We start from the raw sequence: 18426 nt of genomic DNA, 5'->3' as shown, positions 1-18426 counted from the left end.
TTAGTTTTAGAGATTTTGTTATCTCAAAATTGCACAGTGAATTTATTTGGTCAAGCCCTCGACCTATTAGTATCAGTCAGCTGAACATGTTACCATGCTTACACCTCTGACCTATCAACCTTGTGTTCTTCAAGGGGTCTTACTAGCTTACGCTATGGGAAATCTAATCTTGAGGTGGGTTTCACGCTTAGATGCTTTCAGCGTTTATCCCGTCCCGACATAGCTACCCAGCCATGCTCCTGGCGGAACAACTGGTACACCAGAGGTCAGTCCATCCCGGTCCTCTCGTACTAAGGACAGCTCCTCTCAAATTTCCTACGCCCGCGACGGATAGGGACCGAACTGTCTCACGACGTTCTGAACCCAGCTCGCGTGCCGCTTTAATGGGCGAACAGCCCAACCCTTGGGACCTACTTCAGCCCCAGGATGCGACGAGCCGACATCGAGGTGCCAAACCTCCCCGTCGATGTGGACTCTTGGGGGAGATCAGCCTGTTATCCCCGAGGTAGCTTTTATCCGTTGAGCGATGGCCCTCCCACGAGGAACCACCGGATCACTAAGCCCGACTTTCGTCCCTGCTCCACCTGTATGTGTCGCAGTCAGGCTCCCTTCTGCCTTTGCACTCTTCGAACGATTTCCAACCGTTCTGAGGGAACCTTTGGGCGCCTCCGTTACTTTTTTGGAGGCGACCGCCCCAGTCAAACTGCCCACCTAACAATGTCCCGTGACCAGTTTCATGGCCGCCGGTTAGAATCCCAATACTGTCAGGGTGGTATCCCAAGGATGACTCCACAGAAGCTGACGCCCCTGTTTCGCAGTCTCCCACCTATCCTGTACAGACAATATCGAAACTCAATGCTAAGCTGCAGTAAAGCTCTACGGGGTCTTTCCGTCCAATCGCGGGTAGCAAGCATCTTCACTTGCACTACAATTTCGCCGGATTTGTTGTCGAGACAGTGCCCAAGTCATTACGCCATTCGTGCGGGTCGGAACTTACCCGACAAGGAATTTCGCTACCTTAGGACCGTTATAGTTACGGCCGCCGTTTACTGGGGCTTAAGTTCATACCTTCGCTTGCGCTAAGTATTCCCCTTAACCTTCCAGCACCGGGCAGGCGTCAGCCCCTATACTTCAGCTTTCGCTTTAGCAGAGACCTGTGTTTTTGCTAAACAGTTGCTTGGGCCTATTCTCTGCGACCTACTTTCATAGGCACCCCTTCTCCCGAAGTTACGGGGTCAATTTGCCGAGTTCCTTGACAACAATTCTTCCGATGGTCTTAGGATTCTCTCCTCATCTACCTGTGTCGGTTTGCGGTACGGGCACCAACATCCTCCATAGAGACTTTTCTTGGCAGCGTGGAATCAGATACTTCGCGGCATAAAGCCACTCCCCATCACACCTCAACATTAACCAGACGGATTTGCCTGTCTGATCTGTCTAAGTGCTTAGACACACATCCAATAGTGTGCACATCCTATCCTCCTGCGTCATCCCATTTGTAATAACGTCAGTTGGTGGTATCGGAATATCAACCGATTGTCCATCACCTACGCCTTTCGGCCTCGGCTTAGGTCCCGACTAACCCTGAGCGGACGAGCCTTCCTCAGGAAACCTTAGATTTTCGACCAATAAGATTCTCACTTATTTCTCGCTACTTATGCCAGCATACTCACTCCTGTACAGTCCACCGCTCCTTTCGGTACGACTTCACTCCATACAGGAAGCTCCTCTACCGCTCTTTCGAGCCCATAGCTTCGGTGGTAAGTTTTAGCCCCGGACATCTTCGGCGCAGGATCTCTTGACTAGTGAGCTATTACGCACTCTTTAAATGAGTGGCTGCTTCTAAGCCAACATCCTAGTTGTCTTAGAAATCCCACATCCTTTTCCACTTAACTTACACTTTGGGACCTTAGCTGATGATCTGGGCTGTTTCCCTTTTGACTACGGATCTTATCATTCGCAGTCTGACTGCTGAGATACAAGTATATGGCATTCGGAGTTTGATAGGGTTCAGTAACTGTTGTCAGCCCCTAGCCCATTCAGTGCTCTACCTCCACTACTCAATCTCAACGCTAGCCCTAAAGCTATTTCGAGGAGAACCAGCTATCTCCGAGTTCGATTGGAATTTCTCCGCTATCCACAGCTCATCCCATGGTTTTTCAACACCAACGTGGTTCGGACCTCCACGGAATTTTACTTCCGCTTCATCCTGGCCATGGATAGGTCACCCGGTTTCGGGTCTACGACATGCAACTTTTCGCCCTATTCAGACTCGGTTTCCCTTCGGCTCCGTACCTTAAGTACTTAACCTTGCTACATACCGTAACTCGCTGGCTCGTTCTACAAAAAGCACGTCGTCGCACATAAAAGTGCTTCGACCGGTTGTGGACACACGGTTTCAGGTTCTATTTCACTCCCCTTCCGGGGTTCTTTTCACCTTTCCCTCACGGTACTGCTTCACTATCGGTCACCAGTTAGTATTTAGCCTTGGGAGGTGGTCCTCCCTGCTTCCCACAAGGTTTCACGTGTCTCGTGGTACTCTGGAGTAGATCTGACTGCTATTTCCTTTCACTTACAGGGCTGTTACCTTCTACGGCGGAGCCTTCCAGCTCTCTTCAATTAATTCCTGTAGTTATGATCTATCCGCAACCCCAGGAACAAGTTCCTGGTTTGGGCTCTTTCCCTTTCGCTCGCCGCTACTTAGAAAATCGATTTTTCTTTCTCTTCCTCCGGGTACTTAGATGTTTCAGTTCCCCGGGTTTACCTCCATAAACCTATGTATTCAGTTTACAGTACAATGCGTTAGCATTGTGGGTTTCCCCATTCGGAAATCTCTGGATCTCAGGCTATTTGCGCCTACCCAAAGCTTATCGCAGCTTATCACGTCCTTCTTCGGCTTCTGGTGCCAAGGCATTCACCATGCGCCCTTTGTAGCTTGACCATTCATGTGAAAATTATCTCTCAACAATTTTCTTAGTTAAAATCTACAAAGGTTTTTTTACTTATATAATAAGTAGTTTTACCTTTAGCTTTACTTTTAATAATTTAAAAGTTATATTCACTGTGCAATTTTCAAAGAACAAAAAATAGTTGGTGGGCTTAAATGGACTCGAACCATCGACCTCACGCTTATCAGGCGTGCGCTCTAACCAGCTGAGCTATAAGCCCTTATGGTGGAGATAAAGAGACTCGAACTCTTGACCCTCTGCGTGCAAGGCAGATGCTCTCCCAACTGAGCTATACCCCCATAATAAGAAAGAATAAAATCTTTCAAAATTAAACAGAGCTATTAAATAAACCTTCAAAGTAGAATTACCTACTTTGTCGACTCCTTAGAAAGGAGGTGATCCAGCCGCAGGTTCTCCTACGGCTACCTTGTTACGACTTCACCCCAATTACTAACCCCACCTTCGGCCGCTGGCTCCTTACGGTTACCTCACGGACTTCGGGTGTTGCCAGCTCTCATGGTGTGACGGGCGGTGTGTACAAGGCCCGGGAACGTATTCACCGCGACATGCTGATTCGCGATTACTAGCAACTCCAGCTTCATGTAGGCGAGTTTCAGCCTACAATCCGAACTGAGATGAGTTTTAAAAGTTTTGCTCCACCTCACGGTCTTGCATCTTTCTGTACTCACCATTGTAGCACGTGTGTAGCCCTAGACATAAGGGGCATGATGATTTGACGTCATCCCCACCTTCCTCCCGGTTAACCCGGGCAGTCTCACTAGAGTGCTCAACTTAATGGTAGCAACTAATGATAAGGGTTGCGCTCGTTGCAGGACTTAACCTAACATCTCACGACACGAGCTGACGACAACCATGCACCACCTGTCTCCCTGCCCCGAAGGGCTTCCCTCATTACAGGTAATTCAGGGGATGTCAAGTCTAGGTAAGGTTCTTCGCGTTGCTTCGAATTAAACCACATGCTCCGCTGCTTGTGCGGGCCCCCGTCAATTCCTTTGAGTTTTAATCTTGCGATCGTACTTCCCAGGCGGAATACTTATTGCGTTAGCTGCGGCACAGAAGGAGTCGATACCTCCTACACCTAGTATTCATCGTTTACGGCGTGGACTACCAGGGTATCTAATCCTGTTTGCTACCCACGCTTTCATGCCTCAGCGTCAGTTACGGTCCAGAGAATCGCCTTCGCCACTGGTGTTCTTCCTAATCTCTACGCATTTCACCGCTACACTAGGAATTCCATTCTCCTCTCCCGCACTCTAGATATCCAGTTTCAAATGCAGTTCCCAAGTTAAGCTCGGGATTTTCACATCTGACTTAAACATCCGCCTACGCATCCTTTACGCCCAGTAAATCCGGACAACGCTCGCCACCTACGTATTACCGCGGCTGCTGGCACGTAGTTAGCCGTGGCTTCCTCCTTGGGTACCGTCATTATCGTCCCCAAAGACAGAGCTTTACAACCCGAAGGCCTTCATCACTCACGCGGCGTTGCTGCATCAGGCTTTCGCCCATTGTGCAATATTCCCCACTGCTGCCTCCCGTAGGAGTCTGGACCGTGTCTCAGTTCCAATGTGGCCGATCACCCTCTCAGGTCGGCTACGCATCGTGGCCTTGGTGAGCCGTTACCTCACCAACTAGCTAATGCGCCGCGGGCCCATCTCAAAGCGGATTACTCCTTTAATTAGTATTTCATGTGAAAAACTAATGTTATGCGGTATTAATCTCCCTTTCGGAAGGCTATCCCCCACTTTGAGGCAGGTTGCCCACGTGTTACTCACCCGTCCGCCGCTAATCCATCCCCGAAGGGATTTCATCGCTCGACTTGCATGTGTTAAGCACGCCGCCAGCGTTCGTCCTGAGCCAGGATCAAACTCTCAATTTAAAAGTTTAATCTGTACTCAAATTATTGACGTTAAACTTGTTAGTTTAACTAATACTGGCTTATTTAAAATAAGATTTATATCTTACTTTCACTCTGTTTAATTTTCAAGGATCTTTGTGTTATCTTTTTTTGTGCCATCCTTATTGATGGCTTTTTAATATTATCATGATTTAAAAACTTTGTCAACATTGTTTGTCAACTTTTTTTAAACCGCATCATCTCTCGACGACAATAGTTATTCTATCACAAATTTTTCACTTATTATTGAATATGCATGTAAACAAATGAAATTATATGAGTTTTTTTCAATATATCTACGTTTTTCTTAAATATATTTATATTGACACTCCAGGGAAAGTTTACTTTTAGTAATTATTATATTACATGTGACTTAAGCACTATTCACTCAATTTTCGCAGTTTAAAAATATTTAATAATGAAGAATTAATAGTTAATGTAGATTTTTTTCCGTTACACTACGAAAATCTTTGATTAAGTTTTTGAAGGCTCATTTCGCTAAAGCGAAACATTGCTGACTTATATAATTTGAAGATTTTTTGCGATAGCTAAAAATCCTCCTTCACTATTAACTCTTCATTATTAATTCTTAATTTGTGAAGCATCGCTTCACATTATGCTTTCTATATTAAGTGAAAATTTTGTATGTGCGAAAGTTAAATTATTTAACTTTCAAACTTTTTTAATGATAGTTATTGACAACTAATATAATATTTATTATAATAATTCGTGTCGAAAGTAATTTGCTGGAGTGGCGGAACTGGCAGACGCACAGGACTTAAAATCCTGCGGGCTTTAAAACCCGTACCGGTTCGATTCCGGTCTTCAGCACCAAGCGAGGTTTTTAACCTCGCTTTTTTATTTCTTTATATTCATAGCCACAATATCATAGTAATTTAAAGAACATACTCCACTCTTAAAATTTTCACATGTTATGCAACTCACAAACTCAGCTCTACTATTTTTAGATTCATATAAAGAACTATAAGCTGGACACCTTTCCCCTACTGCCATATACATATTACTAACTAACATACTATTCCACCTTTCTAATTCCAAGTCTTCTTTAACATCATTATACTTATATTATTATTACCATTAAAAATTCTACTTATAAGTTTTTAATTTATTTTTAAGAGGACAGAGGACAATTGACAAAGGACAGTGAAGGAGGATTTTTCTCCATTACACTACGAAAAATCTTTAATTAAAAATAAACTCATATTCTTTTGTTTCTCATGGATACTCTCTGAGTAATCAATCATCTAAAAATCACAGATTTTAGCTGCCTACTTGGGCGATGTTTTGCTTTGGCAAAACAAGCGCAAAAATAAATTAGTTTTCTGACGTAAGGAAGAAAACTCACCTTCATTGTCCTCTGTCCTCTGTCAATTGTCCTCTAAAAAATTTGATTCACATTTTGCTCATTATGCAAAATAAAAAAGCCCTTACTTCAGTTCAATCCGTATGAACCTAAGTAAAGACTTTTTATTAGATCTAATAATTATAATTTATGTGTAAGAGCTAGTACAAGTATTATTACTCCAACAAATATTCTATACACTGCAAAAACTCTCATAGGACGTTTCTTCAAAAATTTAATAAATCCATCTATTACAACTAAAGCTACTATAAATGAAATAACAAAGCCTACTATTAAAGCTATTATTTGTGCTGAATTACATGTAGAAAGAACATTATGTTTAATTAATGATAAACCAGATGCTCCGACCATCATAGGTATAGCAAGAAAAAATGAAAATTCTGCTCCAACTACAGTAGAAAGACCTGCTATCCAAGCACCAATAATAGTAGATGCTGAACGAGACATTCCTGGCCACAATGCCAAACATTGAAATGCCCCTATAATAAGTGCTTGTCTAGCATTTATATTAGAAATTGTAATATTTCTATTATTACTTCTGTATTTATTCTCGGCATAGATCATCCAAACTGCTCCTACAACTAATGCTACAGCAACAGGTATTGGATAAAATAGCTTATCCTCTATTTTATCTTTTAATGGAAAACCTATTATTATAGCAGGTATGCACGCTATAAGTACAATAATCCAAAATCTCAATCCTGATTCTTTAGCTGAAACTCTGTCACTTGGTAGAAAGTTTAATAAGGTTTCCTTTATTTTACCCCAATATAATACAACAACAGCTAATATAGCACCTAATTGTATAACTACTTCAAACATGTCCACATATGCCTTAGGATAAGCTGGTGCTTTAAAGTTTATTAAATTTCCAACTATGATCATATGACCTGTAGATGACACAGGTAAAAATTCAGTGAGTCCTTCTACTATTCCTATTACAACAGCTTTTAATATAAGTACTATGTCCATATATTCACACTCTCTTTCTTTTCATTAATATATCAATAGAAATTTTTATGCTGAAAAATTACAATAACAATTTTTATTATACTATTTTTAGTAGATAGTTCTCAACTAATAAATTTTTGTAAACATTAAATATTAGCTTTATTTTAAAACTTAGTTTTTATTGAAATATTTGATAACTTCAAGCTTATCCAGTAAATTAAGTATCTTTTCCACATGGTAATTGAACACTGTACTAATTTCATCCTTTTCCTTTTCTTTTATTGGCTCCTTACTAAACATATCTGCAACCTTAGCATAATTACTTTCATTAAGTCCACATACCTTTTCTATTGATTCAATTATTTTTAAATGTATATATATTTCATTACATACATTAATAATTCTTTTAATTTTGTCTATATACACATTTTCCTGCTGTCTTATTCTAAGTTCTGAAGTATATGTATTCAAATTGCTTTCTAACTTTAATATTTCATTTTCTAGTTTATCCAAATTCACTTTTTTATGATTACACAATTTTTCTTCTACAATAATAAATACTCTATCTATAGCAAGTATATATTGATCATATAACTTATCCCAATGTTTGGGTGGAAGTATAAAATAATTTACAAGTACAGCTACAGTTATTCCTATAAAAGTATCAATTATTCTATTAATGCTATACATAAATGGACTTCTTCCATTTAAATTTAACATTATAGCAAGAAAAACAATACAGGATATAGTTATAGATTTATTCCATCCCAATGAATTACATATAAATATTAAAATTATAATACCAACACCACAGAGAATTATATTATTTGGCGATATAAATGCACACACAAATCCTATAACTGCTCCTACAATAGTTCCTAATATTCTATTTTTCCCAGCTTTAAAAGAATCTGCAACCGAACTTTGCATAGCTATAACTGATGCTATTGCAGCATAAAATATATACTCCCTATAAAATACGTGAGCCAAAGCTACACATATAGAAACAGATATTGCTGTTTTTATATTTCTCATACCTATTTTTCTAAATTTCATAAAAGCACCTACCCTTAAAAAGTTTAATTATATTATTTATCAAGTACCATTCATAGTACATAATTCTATATCCATTTTCCATGAACCTAAATATAAAAATAACTTACTATCTATAAAATGCTATGTAATATTATAAAAATTAACATTAAATTATTGATTATTATTTTTCACTAAATATATCATGAAATAATAAAAACTTTGTTTTCACCACCTTTATTAAGTAAAAACAAAGTTTTTATTACATTATTTATGCATATTGAACTATTTTTATTTCCGGACCAGCTTCAATTATCTCTTTGGGTACATTTTTAAACTTCTTAAAGTTTTCTTTAAATTTCTCTGCTAAGGCTACAGCTTTATAATCATATTCTTCTTTATCTTCCCAGGTGTTTTTAGGATTCAATATTTCAGAAGGTACTCCTGGACATTCTAAAGGCATTAAGACCTTAAATATAGGATGCTCTAAATACTCAACGTCCTTTAATCTTCCTTCCAGTGCAGCCTTTACCATAGCTCGTGTATAAGAAAGCTTTATTCTATTTCCTCTTCCATATCCTCCATTTAGCCATCCTGTATTTACAAGATATACTTCTGTATTGTATTTATCTATTTTTTCTCCAAGAAGTTCAGCATAAACTGAAGGATTCATCAACATAAAAGGTTCTCCAAAGCAAGCTGAAAATGTAGCCTTTGGTTCGTTTATACCTCTTTCAGTACCTGCTACTTTACTTGTATATCCGGACATAAAATGATACATTGCAGCTTCCTTTGAAAGTTTTGATATAGGTGGCATTACACCAAATGCATCTGCCGTTAAAAAGATAATTGTTTCAGGACTTCCACCCATTCCACTTTTTTCAATATTATCTACATACTCTAATGGATATGCTGCTCTTGTATTTTCAGTATATTTGTTACTGTTATAATCTGGTTGCCCATTTTCATCCAAAACCACATTTTCAAGCATTGTTCCAAATTTTATAGCATTATATATTTCATGTTCCTTTTCTTTATCAAGTTTTATAGTCTTAGCATAACATCCACCTTCAAAATTAAATATACCATCATTACACCAAGCATGTTCATCATCACCTATGAGCTTTCTCTCAGGATCAGCTGATAAAGTGGTTTTCCCCGTACCTGATAATCCAAAGAATACAGCTGTTTTTTTATCTTCACCGATATTTGCAGAACAATGCATTGGAAGAACTCCTTTTTCAGGTAATAAAAAGTTCATTACCGAAAAAATAGCCTTTTTTATCTCTCCTGAGTATTGTGTTCCACCTATTAATATTATCTTTTTATCAAAGTTTATAATTATAAAAGCTTCAGAATTTATTCCATCTTCTTTTCCTTTAGCTTTAAACCCCGGAGCAGAAACAACATGAAATTGTGGATGAAAATTTGTCAAATCTTCTAAGTTAGGTCTTCTAAATAGTTGGTTGGAAAATAATGCTTGAGAAGCATTCTCACATATCACTCTAATAGGAAGATTATATTCTTTCATAGCACCTACAAATCCATCAAATACAAATACATCCTTGTTTTCTAAATATTCTGTAACTTCGTCATAAAATTTGTCAAATACGATTTCATCTATAGGTAAATTTGTCTCTCCCCAATTCACCTTATTTTCTATGCTGTTTTGTTTTACAATGAATCTATCTTTAGGTGATCTTCCAGTATATTTTCCTGTATTTACAACTAATGCTCCTTTATTTGATAAAATTCCTTCCTCACGTTTAATTGCAAATTCTGTTAATTCGGATACTGTTAAGTTCCTATAAACGCTTTTGCAACTTTTAATATTTATATATTCTAACTTTAATTCCATGTTATCCCCCCTCAACACTATATAATAATTATTACACCTCTAACAGAAAAATGCAAGAAAAAAATTATATTTTTTATTTTTTGCTAGATTTTTTCAATTTACCTTGCAAAAATCTAGCATACTTGTGTTGATTTTGCGGATAAATGATATACTATTTCAAATGTGCTATACTATTTATGCAAGTTTTTAATTTTTAACTTGCATAAAATAAATAGAATTATTTTACTTACGAAACAATAAATTACTGTTGCAATTTTTTTAATACATTAATTAAAATACTAATTATTATCTATTAAGATGATAATTAGTATTTTAAATTTCTCCTATACTTTTCACTTTTAATTTCAACTAAATATTGTTGTATACATATTATGCTCTGTAATAAACTGTAATTCTGCTGCATAAATAGCTATTACAATAAAAAAACTCTGCAAGATGCAGTTGGAATAATTCTTACTATCAATTTTCAATTACAGTATTTATCCTACTAATTTTCTTTTCTAATCAAATATACTGCATAAACTATAAATAACGCTCCAATAACTTGAGTATAAGTTACTTGTTCTTTCAAAATAAAAGAGGATACTATCATAGCAGTTGGTATTTCTAAATTGCTAATTATAGAAACCTTTAATGCTCCTATGTATTTTATAGAACCATACAATAATGTCAACGGAATTACTTCACAAACTATTGCTAAAATAGCTACATAAATCAAAGCATTGATTTGAATATTTTCCTTAAATAAAAAAGTTGGCCATCTGTATATTAATAGTGATATTAGCGAAAATAATGTTGAATAAGCATTAATAGATAAAGAATCTAGTTCAAATAGTTTCTTTTCAGTATATAAGTTCATAAAAGCATAAAATAATGCACTTAAGAGTCCAAATATTACTCCTTTTATTGAATATTTAAAGTTTCCTACTAAAATATTTAGGGTCAATAAGCATCCTAGAAAAGCCATAAATATCACTAATATCTTCCTCTTATCTAAATTTTGTTTGTGAAAAATAATAGAGTATATCAAAACCATTATTGGATATGTAAATAAAAGCATAGTAACCATAGCAACAGGTAAATACTCAAATGCTTTATAATAAAATATAGTCATGAAAGTATTTCCTACTACACCTAAAATAGACAATCTAATTAATTGTATCTTTGTTATATTTAACTTTTCTTTTCCCGTTATAAATGCTGTGGTAAACATAAGAAAAACTGCAATAATATACTGTACTGTAAGCAAACTTATAGAATCTAATCCTATTTTTAATGACAATTTAACAAATATTCCAGCAGTACCAAACAATATAGCTGAAATTATAGAGTAACCATATCCTTTTTTCAAATAATCACTTCCTAAACTAACCATAAATCTTATAGTTTAATATAAATAACTGATCCTTCACTGTCCTCTGAAAAAGTTACACCGCAATTTGCTTATTATATCCAAATCTACATCCCTTCTATAAAGCTCTATAAATGTATTTTATTTCTTATATTATTTTTAAAATACAGGTTAACATATATAGTAAAGAAAACAAAGCAGGTGATTATATGAAAAAAAGTATTTATGTTTTTACAGTAATTTTCCTATGTTTAACTGTACATTCAAATGTATCTGAAAATTTTTTATACAATTCATCCTATAATTCTACAGATAATAAAGTTTCAAGCTCTAGTTACTTAAACTCAAATGATCCATCTTTAAACCCTAAAGAAGTTTTTTTAACTTTTGATGATGGTCCTTGTATAAACAATACAAGAAAAATATTAAGTATATTAAAGGATAATAATGTAAAAGCTTCTTTTTTTATAGTTGGTATAAAAGCAAATGAAAATCCTCAAATATTAAAAGAAATATCTGATAGTGGTATGTGTGTTGGTGTACATACATATTCTCATGATTATAAAAAAATATACAGGAATTTAAATACTTACCTTGATGATTATGATGCTTGTTATAATGTTATAAAAAAATTAACCGGAAAAACTCCTTCTCCATACATAAGACTTCCCGGTGGCTCTACTAATTTAGTTACAAGCAAAGCTAATATAAATTCCATAAAAGAAGCTTTACATGAAAAAGGTATAAGATATGTAGATTGGAATGTATGTTCTGGAGATGCTGAAAGCCATGTGGTAGCTGTAGACAAGATTAAAAATAACGTTATGACTCAATGTAAAGATAAAAATTTCGCAGTAATTCTAATGCATGATACCTACTACAAATACTTTACTGTAGAAGCGTTACCTGATATTATAAAATACTTAAAAAATGAAGGTTATGTATTTAAAACCTTCGATGATATATCTCCTGCTGAAGAAGACGAAATGATAAAATTAAAAATAATGAACAAGTAAATGGCTAATCTAATTTCTCAGTTTAAAAATATTGCGAAGCTTTGCTTCGCAATATGCTTATTACGTTACAATTGAAGTATTAAATTCTAGCTTTTCTTAGTTTCCCTATTTACAATAAACTCCTTAGCTTTAAGCTCCATGCTGTTATCTAGTGGATCTAATTTTATTTCCTCTCCGTATCTATTAGATAAAGCTGTTTCAATAAGTCTATCTGCTAACTCAGGGTTTTTTGAAAGAAGAGAACCATGAAAATATGTACAGTAGCAATTTTTATATATACAGCCTTCATATCCATCTTCACCATTATTTCCGTACCCTGCAACTGTTTTTCCAAGAGGCTTTAATTCTTTACCTATATAAGTTCTTCCTGAATGATTTTCAAAGCCTACATAAGTTTCATCAAATTCTTCATTGTGTATAACTGTATTTCCTATAAATCTCACACTTCCACCTTCTGTATATACATCTATGATGCCAAGTCCATCAAGTTTTTCTCCATCAGGGGTAGTATAATATTTACCAAGCAGCTGATACCCACCGCAAATAGCAAGAAATACTTTTCCACTTTCTATATATTCTGTTATATCCTCTTTCTTAGTTTGGTTTAAATCATCTGAGACTATGGACTGTTCGTAATCCTGTCCACCACCAAAAAAAGCTATATCATATTTTAAAGCTTCAAAAGGATCTCCTATAGATACGTTAAACACATTTACCTTTATTCCTCTTTGTTCAGCTCTATATTTTAATATAAGAATATTGCCTAAATCTCCATATACATTTAACAAATCAGGATACAAATGACATATATTAAGTTCCATTATATTTACAACTCCTTATCTTTATTATTATCATGGAAACTTTACCAAAGATTTTTAATAAATCCTTTATTGTTAAGAAACTTTCTAAAATTAATCATAGCAGTATAAGTAGCAAGTATATAAACAGTGTTATTACTACATTCTTTTATTTCTTGCAAGATCTTTTCATAATTTTCACATATGGCAAACCTATCCTGTGAAAGTCCTGCTACCTTAAGCCTTATAGCCATATCATATAGTCTTATACCAGAAACTATTGTTTTATCAATATCCAATAAAGACAATGTTTCAAAATTAACATCCCATATCCAAGACACATCTCTACCATCTGCATAATTATCATTTAAGAGTACTGCCAAAGAAAATTTTCTTTTATCTAAACTTATAGTGTTTATTGCTTCATTATATCCAGCTGGATTTTTAACTAAAATTATCTTTATATCTTTTCCATCTATATTTATACTTTCTTGTCTACCAAAGCTGCTTTTTTGACTTTTCAGGGAATTAAAAATTACAGAATCTGCAATTCCACATACTTTTCCGACTGAATACGCACATAAAGCATTATATATGTTATATGTACCTGGTTGATTTATATAATATTCATTTCCATTTATTATTACCAAGGATCCTTCTGGATTTTGTTCTTTTATTTTATCTACAGAATAATCCAATTCAGGTCTTTTATATCCACAATTCTCACAATAAAAATCGCCTAAATGATTATAAGTAAGATAATTATATTTATAAGGACTTTTACACTTTTTGCAGAACTTAGCATCTGCATTTATATCTATTATGTTGTTCTTATTTAAAGAATCCTTAAATCCATAATATATAGTCCTATTAGGAAGCTCTAAATCTCCTAGCAAGGATTCATCTCCATTTAACACTAAATTAGCTAGCGGAACTTTTTCAATTCCTTCAAGTATTTTTTTAAGCGTAGTGTATACTTCACCATATCTATCTAGTTGGTCTCTAAATAAATTAGTTACAGTTATAACTTCTGGAGTAACATATTCTGTAACCAGCTTTACATTAGCTTCATCACACTCAATAACTGCATACTTTGTAGCCGAACAGCTTGAAAAAGAAAAATGCTCCACAAAACAAGAAACTATTCCTGGGAGCATATTAGCACCTGTATTATTTGTAATTACATATTTTTCACTATCTTTTAACATATTATATATCATACTTGTAGTAGTAGTTTTACCATTAGTACCTGTTATAAGTATAATCTTATAATCTTCACATACAGTTTTTAAAATACTCTCATCTAATTTTAAGGCAATTCTGCCTGGAAAGTTACTTCCTCCTTTAAATAAAGCCTTTGATAAGCTTATTATCATTTTAGAAATTATAATACTAAAAAAAGATTTAATTTTAATTTTTCACACCACCCTTGTTATTTGGTTAACATTTTTAAAAAAAATCAACTTAAATTATATTCTAAACCTTACCCCTAACTCTAAATATTATAATACAATATTACTTTTTTTACATCACAATTTTTTACACTGAATCCCTTCTACTTGGTGAATTATGAAACAAATTTAAAATTTCGAAGGTATGCAACATTTTTCACAATATATCTTAATCTTATCTAAAATTCATGTAAATCAAAGCCAACATTGCAATTATTCTTTATACAAAATTATTGCTTGTACAATTAAGTATCACTATTTTTACAATCGCTTTTACTTCTATATTTTTTTCTTTTTCTTACAAGGGTTGATGCATCTATGCCTAACTCCTTGGCTGCTGCTCTAACATTTCCATACTTTTTAAAAGTGGTTTCTATGAGCACCTCTTCTAAATTTTCAACAGCTTCTTTCAAAGTAAAATGCTTATCTTTATCATTAGTATCTACCAAACTGTAATCTCCAAGCATTCTAACAGTTAAATCGTCTCTAAGTATCTTATCACCTTTACTCATAATTACAGTTCTTTCTATTATATTTCTAAGTTCTCTTACATTTCCAGGCCAATCATATTTATATAAATAATCCACTGCTGCACAAGTTAGAGACTTATTAAAGCCATATTTCTTATTAAATTTATCTAAAAAATGCATTGCTAAAGGCTTAATATCTTTTCTTCTTTTTCTTAAAGGTAATACTGTAATAGGTATTACATTCAAACGATAATATAAGTCTTCTCTAAAAAGTTTTTTGTCTACCATCTTCTTCAAATCTCTATTAGTTGCTGCTATAATTCTTACATCTATTTTAATGGTCTTAGTACCACCTACTCTGGTAATTTCACCTTCTTGAAGCACTCTAAGAAGTTTAACTTGCATGTCCAATGGCAATTCTCCTACTTCGTCTAAAAATAAATTTCCATTGTTGCACATTTCAAATAATCCAACTTTACCTTCTCTATTAGCACCAGTAAAAGCTCCTTTTTCATAACCAAAAAATTCTGATTCCATGAGATGCTCTGGAATTGCTCCACAATTTATTTTTATAAAATTGTTATTGCATCTTTTACTATTTTTATGTATATATTTAGCAACTTCTTCCTTACCAGCACCTGTTTCTCCAAGCAAAAGCACAGTAGCATCTACTTTTGCTACTCTCTTAGCCATTTGTAAAACATTAATCATGTTCTCATCTTCTACTATAATGTCTGAAAAATTTAAAAGTTGATTTTTTAAACTATCTGTATTGGAAGAATGCTGACTATTAAGTATCTCCTCTTTTTTTTCAAGCTCTTCCTCTAATTCATATAATTCTATAACATCTCTTACACTTGTAACTACCATAGTTACATTTCCTTCTCTATCAAATATAGGGTTACTAGAAACCAATACCTTTTTCCCTGTTCTTAATTTTTGTTCAATGGTTACACTTTTTTTATCTTTTAAAACTATGAGAGTTGCTGATTTCGATATATATCCCTCTTTTTCCAAAGATGACATATTTTTTTCCAATACTTCTTCTCTTTTTATACCAGTAATTTTTTCCCAGTACTTATTTACTAATATAGTATTGCCACATTTATCTGTAACATAAACACCATCATTGAATCCTTCAATTACATCCTGTAATTCCTTCAATTTGAATTTGACGAACTCTAATTTCATTTCTAAATTACATGAATCAGAAAAAGTATCATTTATTAATTGTTGAATCCCCATAAAGTAGTGCAACCTCCTACCCCTCATATATTGATAAAAAATATAAATAATTGTATTAAATACTATTAATTATATTTTCTATCAATTATACTATATAATTATATTTAATTCAAAAAACAAAAAACTTCGTATATGCGTTTTTACACGCTTATATACGAAATTTTTTGTCTATATATTTTAAGTGATTATTAATGGACGTTAATTATTTAAAGCTTTTATTTCAGCTACCATTTCAGGAATTACCTTTTTGTAATCTCCTACTATAGCTAAATCTGCTGCTTTCATTATTGCAGCACCTTCATCTTTGTTTATTGCTATTATATAGTCACTATCCTGCATTCCTGCTAAATGCTGAATTGCTCCTGATATTCCACATGCTATATATACTATAGGCTTTACTGTTTGTCCTGTCTGTCCTACTTGGCATGCCTTGTCTACCCAGCCATTTTCTACTGCTGCTCTTGAGCCTGCCACTGTTCCTCCTAGTAAATCTGCTAATTCTTTTAATGGTGCAAAACCTTCTTTGCTTCCTATTCCTCTTCCTCCTGATACTATGAACTGAGCTTCTCCTATATCCATAATATCTTTTGCTATTTTAACTACTTCATCTACTTTTACTCTTATATCTGATGCTTTTATGTCTGCACTTATTTTTTCTATTTCACCTTTTCTTGATGCATCCTTTTGTAATTTTTCAAATACTCCAGGTCTTACTGTTGACATTTGTGGTCTGTTTGCTGCACATTCTATTGTTGCCATTAAATTTCCACCAAATGCTGGTCTTGTCATTTGAAGATGTTTTGTTTCTGGATCTATATCTAATCCTGTACAGTCTGCTGTAAGTCCTGTTGACAATCTTGCTGATACTCTTGGTCCTAAATCTCTTCCTATATATGTTGCTCCTACAAGTATTGCTTCTGGTTTTCTTGCTTGTACAAGATCACATATAACTTTTGCATATCCATCTGTTGTATAGTGTTTTAATAATGGACTATCTGCATATATTACTTTATCTGCTCCATACGCTGCTAATTCTTTTGCTATATCATCAGCTTCACTTCCAAGTAGTAATGCTGTTACTTCTGTTCCTAATTTATCTGCTAACTCTTTGCCTTTTCCTATTAGCTCTAATGCTACTTTTTGTAGCTTTCCATCTCTCTGTTCAGCAAATACCCATACGCCTTTATAATCTGCTATATTCATGCTAAAAAACCTCCTAATTTATACATAGTGTTTTTCTTTTAATTTTGAAACTGCATAAGCTGCTGCTTCTTTAAATGGCTTGTTTACAATCTCTCCTGTACCCTTTGCTTCCTTTGTTGAAGATTTCTTTACCTTTGTTGGTGATCCTGACAATCCTAAAAGAGATTTATCTACGCCAATATCATTTGCAGTCCATACTTTTACTTCTTGTTTGAATACATTAAATATATTATTTATATGCATGTATCTTGGCACATTTAACTCTTTTATTGCTGTTAAAAGCACTGGTGCTTTTACTGTTAAATCTTCATATCCATCTTCCCATGCTTTTCTTACCTTTATTTTATCTCCATCTATATCAACTTTTTCAACATATGTAATCTGAGGTATTCCTAAATGTTCTGCTATTTCTGGTCCTACTTGTGCTGTATCTCCATCTATTGCCTGTCTTCCTGCAAATACTATATCATAATCTAATTTTTTTAATGCTCCTGCTAGTGCATGTGATGTTGCTAATGTATCTGCTCCTGCAAAGGCTCTATCTGTTATTAGTATAGCTTCATCTGCTCCCATAGCTAAAGCTTCTCTTAAAGCTGTTTCTGCCTGTGGAGGTCCCATACTTATTACTGTAACCTTAGCACCTGAATTTTCCTTTAACACTAATGCTTCTTCTAAAGCATTCTTGTCATCTGGATTTATTATTGATGGAACACCTTCTCTTATTAATGTTCCTGTCTTTGGATCTATCTTTACTTCTGTTGTATCTGGTACTTGTTTTAAGCAAACAACTATATTCATTTAA

11 protein-coding genes, 3 tRNA genes and 2 rRNA genes are annotated in these 18426 nt (G+C 34.3%); 2 read left to right on the top strand and 14 right to left on the bottom strand.

What is annotated here, in order from left to right:
• Positions 1-46: 46 nt before the first annotated feature.
• The 4 genes from Ccar_RS22865 to Ccar_RS22850 form a co-directional block, all read right to left on the bottom strand.
• Positions 47-2941, bottom strand: a 23S ribosomal RNA gene (locus tag Ccar_RS22865).
• Positions 2942-3091: 150 nt separating this feature from the next.
• A tRNA-Ile gene (locus Ccar_RS22860) sits at positions 3092-3168 on the bottom strand.
• A 3-nt stretch (positions 3169-3171) separates the two neighbouring features.
• Positions 3172-3247: transfer RNA gene (locus tag Ccar_RS22855), tRNA-Ala, on the bottom strand.
• Positions 3248-3336: 89 nt separating this feature from the next.
• Positions 3337-4848: ribosomal RNA gene (locus tag Ccar_RS22850) — 16S ribosomal RNA — on the bottom strand.
• The 16S and 23S rRNA genes sit together here with 2 tRNA genes alongside, the layout of an rRNA operon.
• A gap of 763 nt (positions 4849-5611) precedes the next feature.
• Between Ccar_RS22850 and Ccar_RS22845 the strand changes: the two genes are divergently transcribed.
• Positions 5612-5700 (top strand) — tRNA-Leu (locus Ccar_RS22845).
• A gap of 24 nt (positions 5701-5724) precedes the next feature.
• Here Ccar_RS22845 and Ccar_RS27165 read toward each other — a convergent pair.
• The 5 genes from Ccar_RS27165 to Ccar_RS22825 form a co-directional block, all read right to left on the bottom strand.
• A complete protein-coding gene (locus Ccar_RS27165; RefSeq protein ID WP_007064325.1) occupies positions 5725-5901 on the bottom strand; it encodes a hypothetical protein in 177 nt (58 codons plus the stop codon).
• Between the two features lie 469 nt (positions 5902-6370).
• Positions 6371-7222 (bottom strand): undecaprenyl-diphosphate phosphatase, encoded by an 852-nt coding sequence (locus Ccar_RS22840; protein WP_007063418.1) that lies wholly within the window; start codon positions 7220-7222, stop codon positions 6371-6373.
• A 150-nt stretch (positions 7223-7372) separates the two neighbouring features.
• Positions 7373-8257, bottom strand: a complete 885-nt coding sequence (locus tag Ccar_RS22835) for an FUSC family protein (RefSeq protein ID WP_007063419.1) — start codon at positions 8255-8257, stop codon at positions 7373-7375.
• A gap of 247 nt (positions 8258-8504) precedes the next feature.
• Positions 8505-10091: a phosphoenolpyruvate carboxykinase (ATP) gene (gene pckA, locus Ccar_RS22830; protein WP_007063420.1), complete on the bottom strand. Its 1587-nt coding sequence runs from the start codon at positions 10089-10091 to the stop codon at positions 8505-8507.
• A gap of 487 nt (positions 10092-10578) precedes the next feature.
• The gene (locus Ccar_RS22825; protein WP_007064530.1) at positions 10579-11442 is read right to left on the bottom strand and encodes a DMT family transporter; all 864 of its coding nucleotides are present in this window, start codon (positions 11440-11442) and stop codon (positions 10579-10581) included.
• Positions 11443-11651: 209 nt separating this feature from the next.
• On the opposite strand from Ccar_RS22825, the gene Ccar_RS22820 reads away from it, so the two are divergent.
• Positions 11652-12458, top strand: coding sequence for a polysaccharide deacetylase family protein (locus Ccar_RS22820; RefSeq protein WP_048030446.1), 807 nt, complete (start codon positions 11652-11654; stop codon positions 12456-12458).
• Positions 12459-12544: 86 nt separating this feature from the next.
• On the opposite strand, the gene Ccar_RS22815 is transcribed toward Ccar_RS22820, so the two are convergent.
• The 5 genes from Ccar_RS22815 to Ccar_RS22795 all read right to left on the bottom strand — a co-directional run bounded on the left by Ccar_RS22815 (position 12545) and on the right by Ccar_RS22795 (position 18422).
• The gene (locus tag Ccar_RS22815) at positions 12545-13279 is read right to left on the bottom strand and encodes a type 1 glutamine amidotransferase (RefSeq protein WP_007063424.1); all 735 of its coding nucleotides are present in this window, start codon (positions 13277-13279) and stop codon (positions 12545-12547) included.
• Positions 13280-13320: 41 nt separating this feature from the next.
• Positions 13321-14631 (bottom strand): Mur ligase family protein, encoded by a 1311-nt coding sequence (locus tag Ccar_RS22810; RefSeq protein ID WP_007063425.1) that lies wholly within the window; start codon positions 14629-14631, stop codon positions 13321-13323.
• Between the two features lie 320 nt (positions 14632-14951).
• On the bottom strand, positions 14952-16421 hold the full coding sequence (locus tag Ccar_RS22805) for a sigma-54 interaction domain-containing protein (RefSeq protein WP_007064533.1): 1470 nt from the start codon (positions 16419-16421) through the stop codon (positions 14952-14954).
• A 198-nt stretch (positions 16422-16619) separates the two neighbouring features.
• Positions 16620-17624: an electron transfer flavoprotein subunit alpha/FixB family protein gene (locus tag Ccar_RS22800; RefSeq protein WP_007063428.1), complete on the bottom strand. Its 1005-nt coding sequence runs from the start codon at positions 17622-17624 to the stop codon at positions 16620-16622.
• Positions 17625-17642: 18 nt separating this feature from the next.
• Positions 17643-18422, bottom strand: coding sequence for an electron transfer flavoprotein subunit beta/FixA family protein (locus tag Ccar_RS22795; RefSeq protein WP_007063429.1), 780 nt, complete (start codon positions 18420-18422; stop codon positions 17643-17645).
• Positions 18423-18426: the final 4 nt, after the last annotated feature.

The organism is Clostridium carboxidivorans P7 (assembly GCF_001038625.1).
Classification (GTDB): domain Bacteria; phylum Bacillota; class Clostridia; order Clostridiales; family Clostridiaceae; genus Clostridium_AM; species Clostridium_AM carboxidivorans.
The sequence above is the reverse complement of the archived record's forward strand: the minus strand, read 5'-3'. Positions and strand labels throughout refer to the sequence as shown.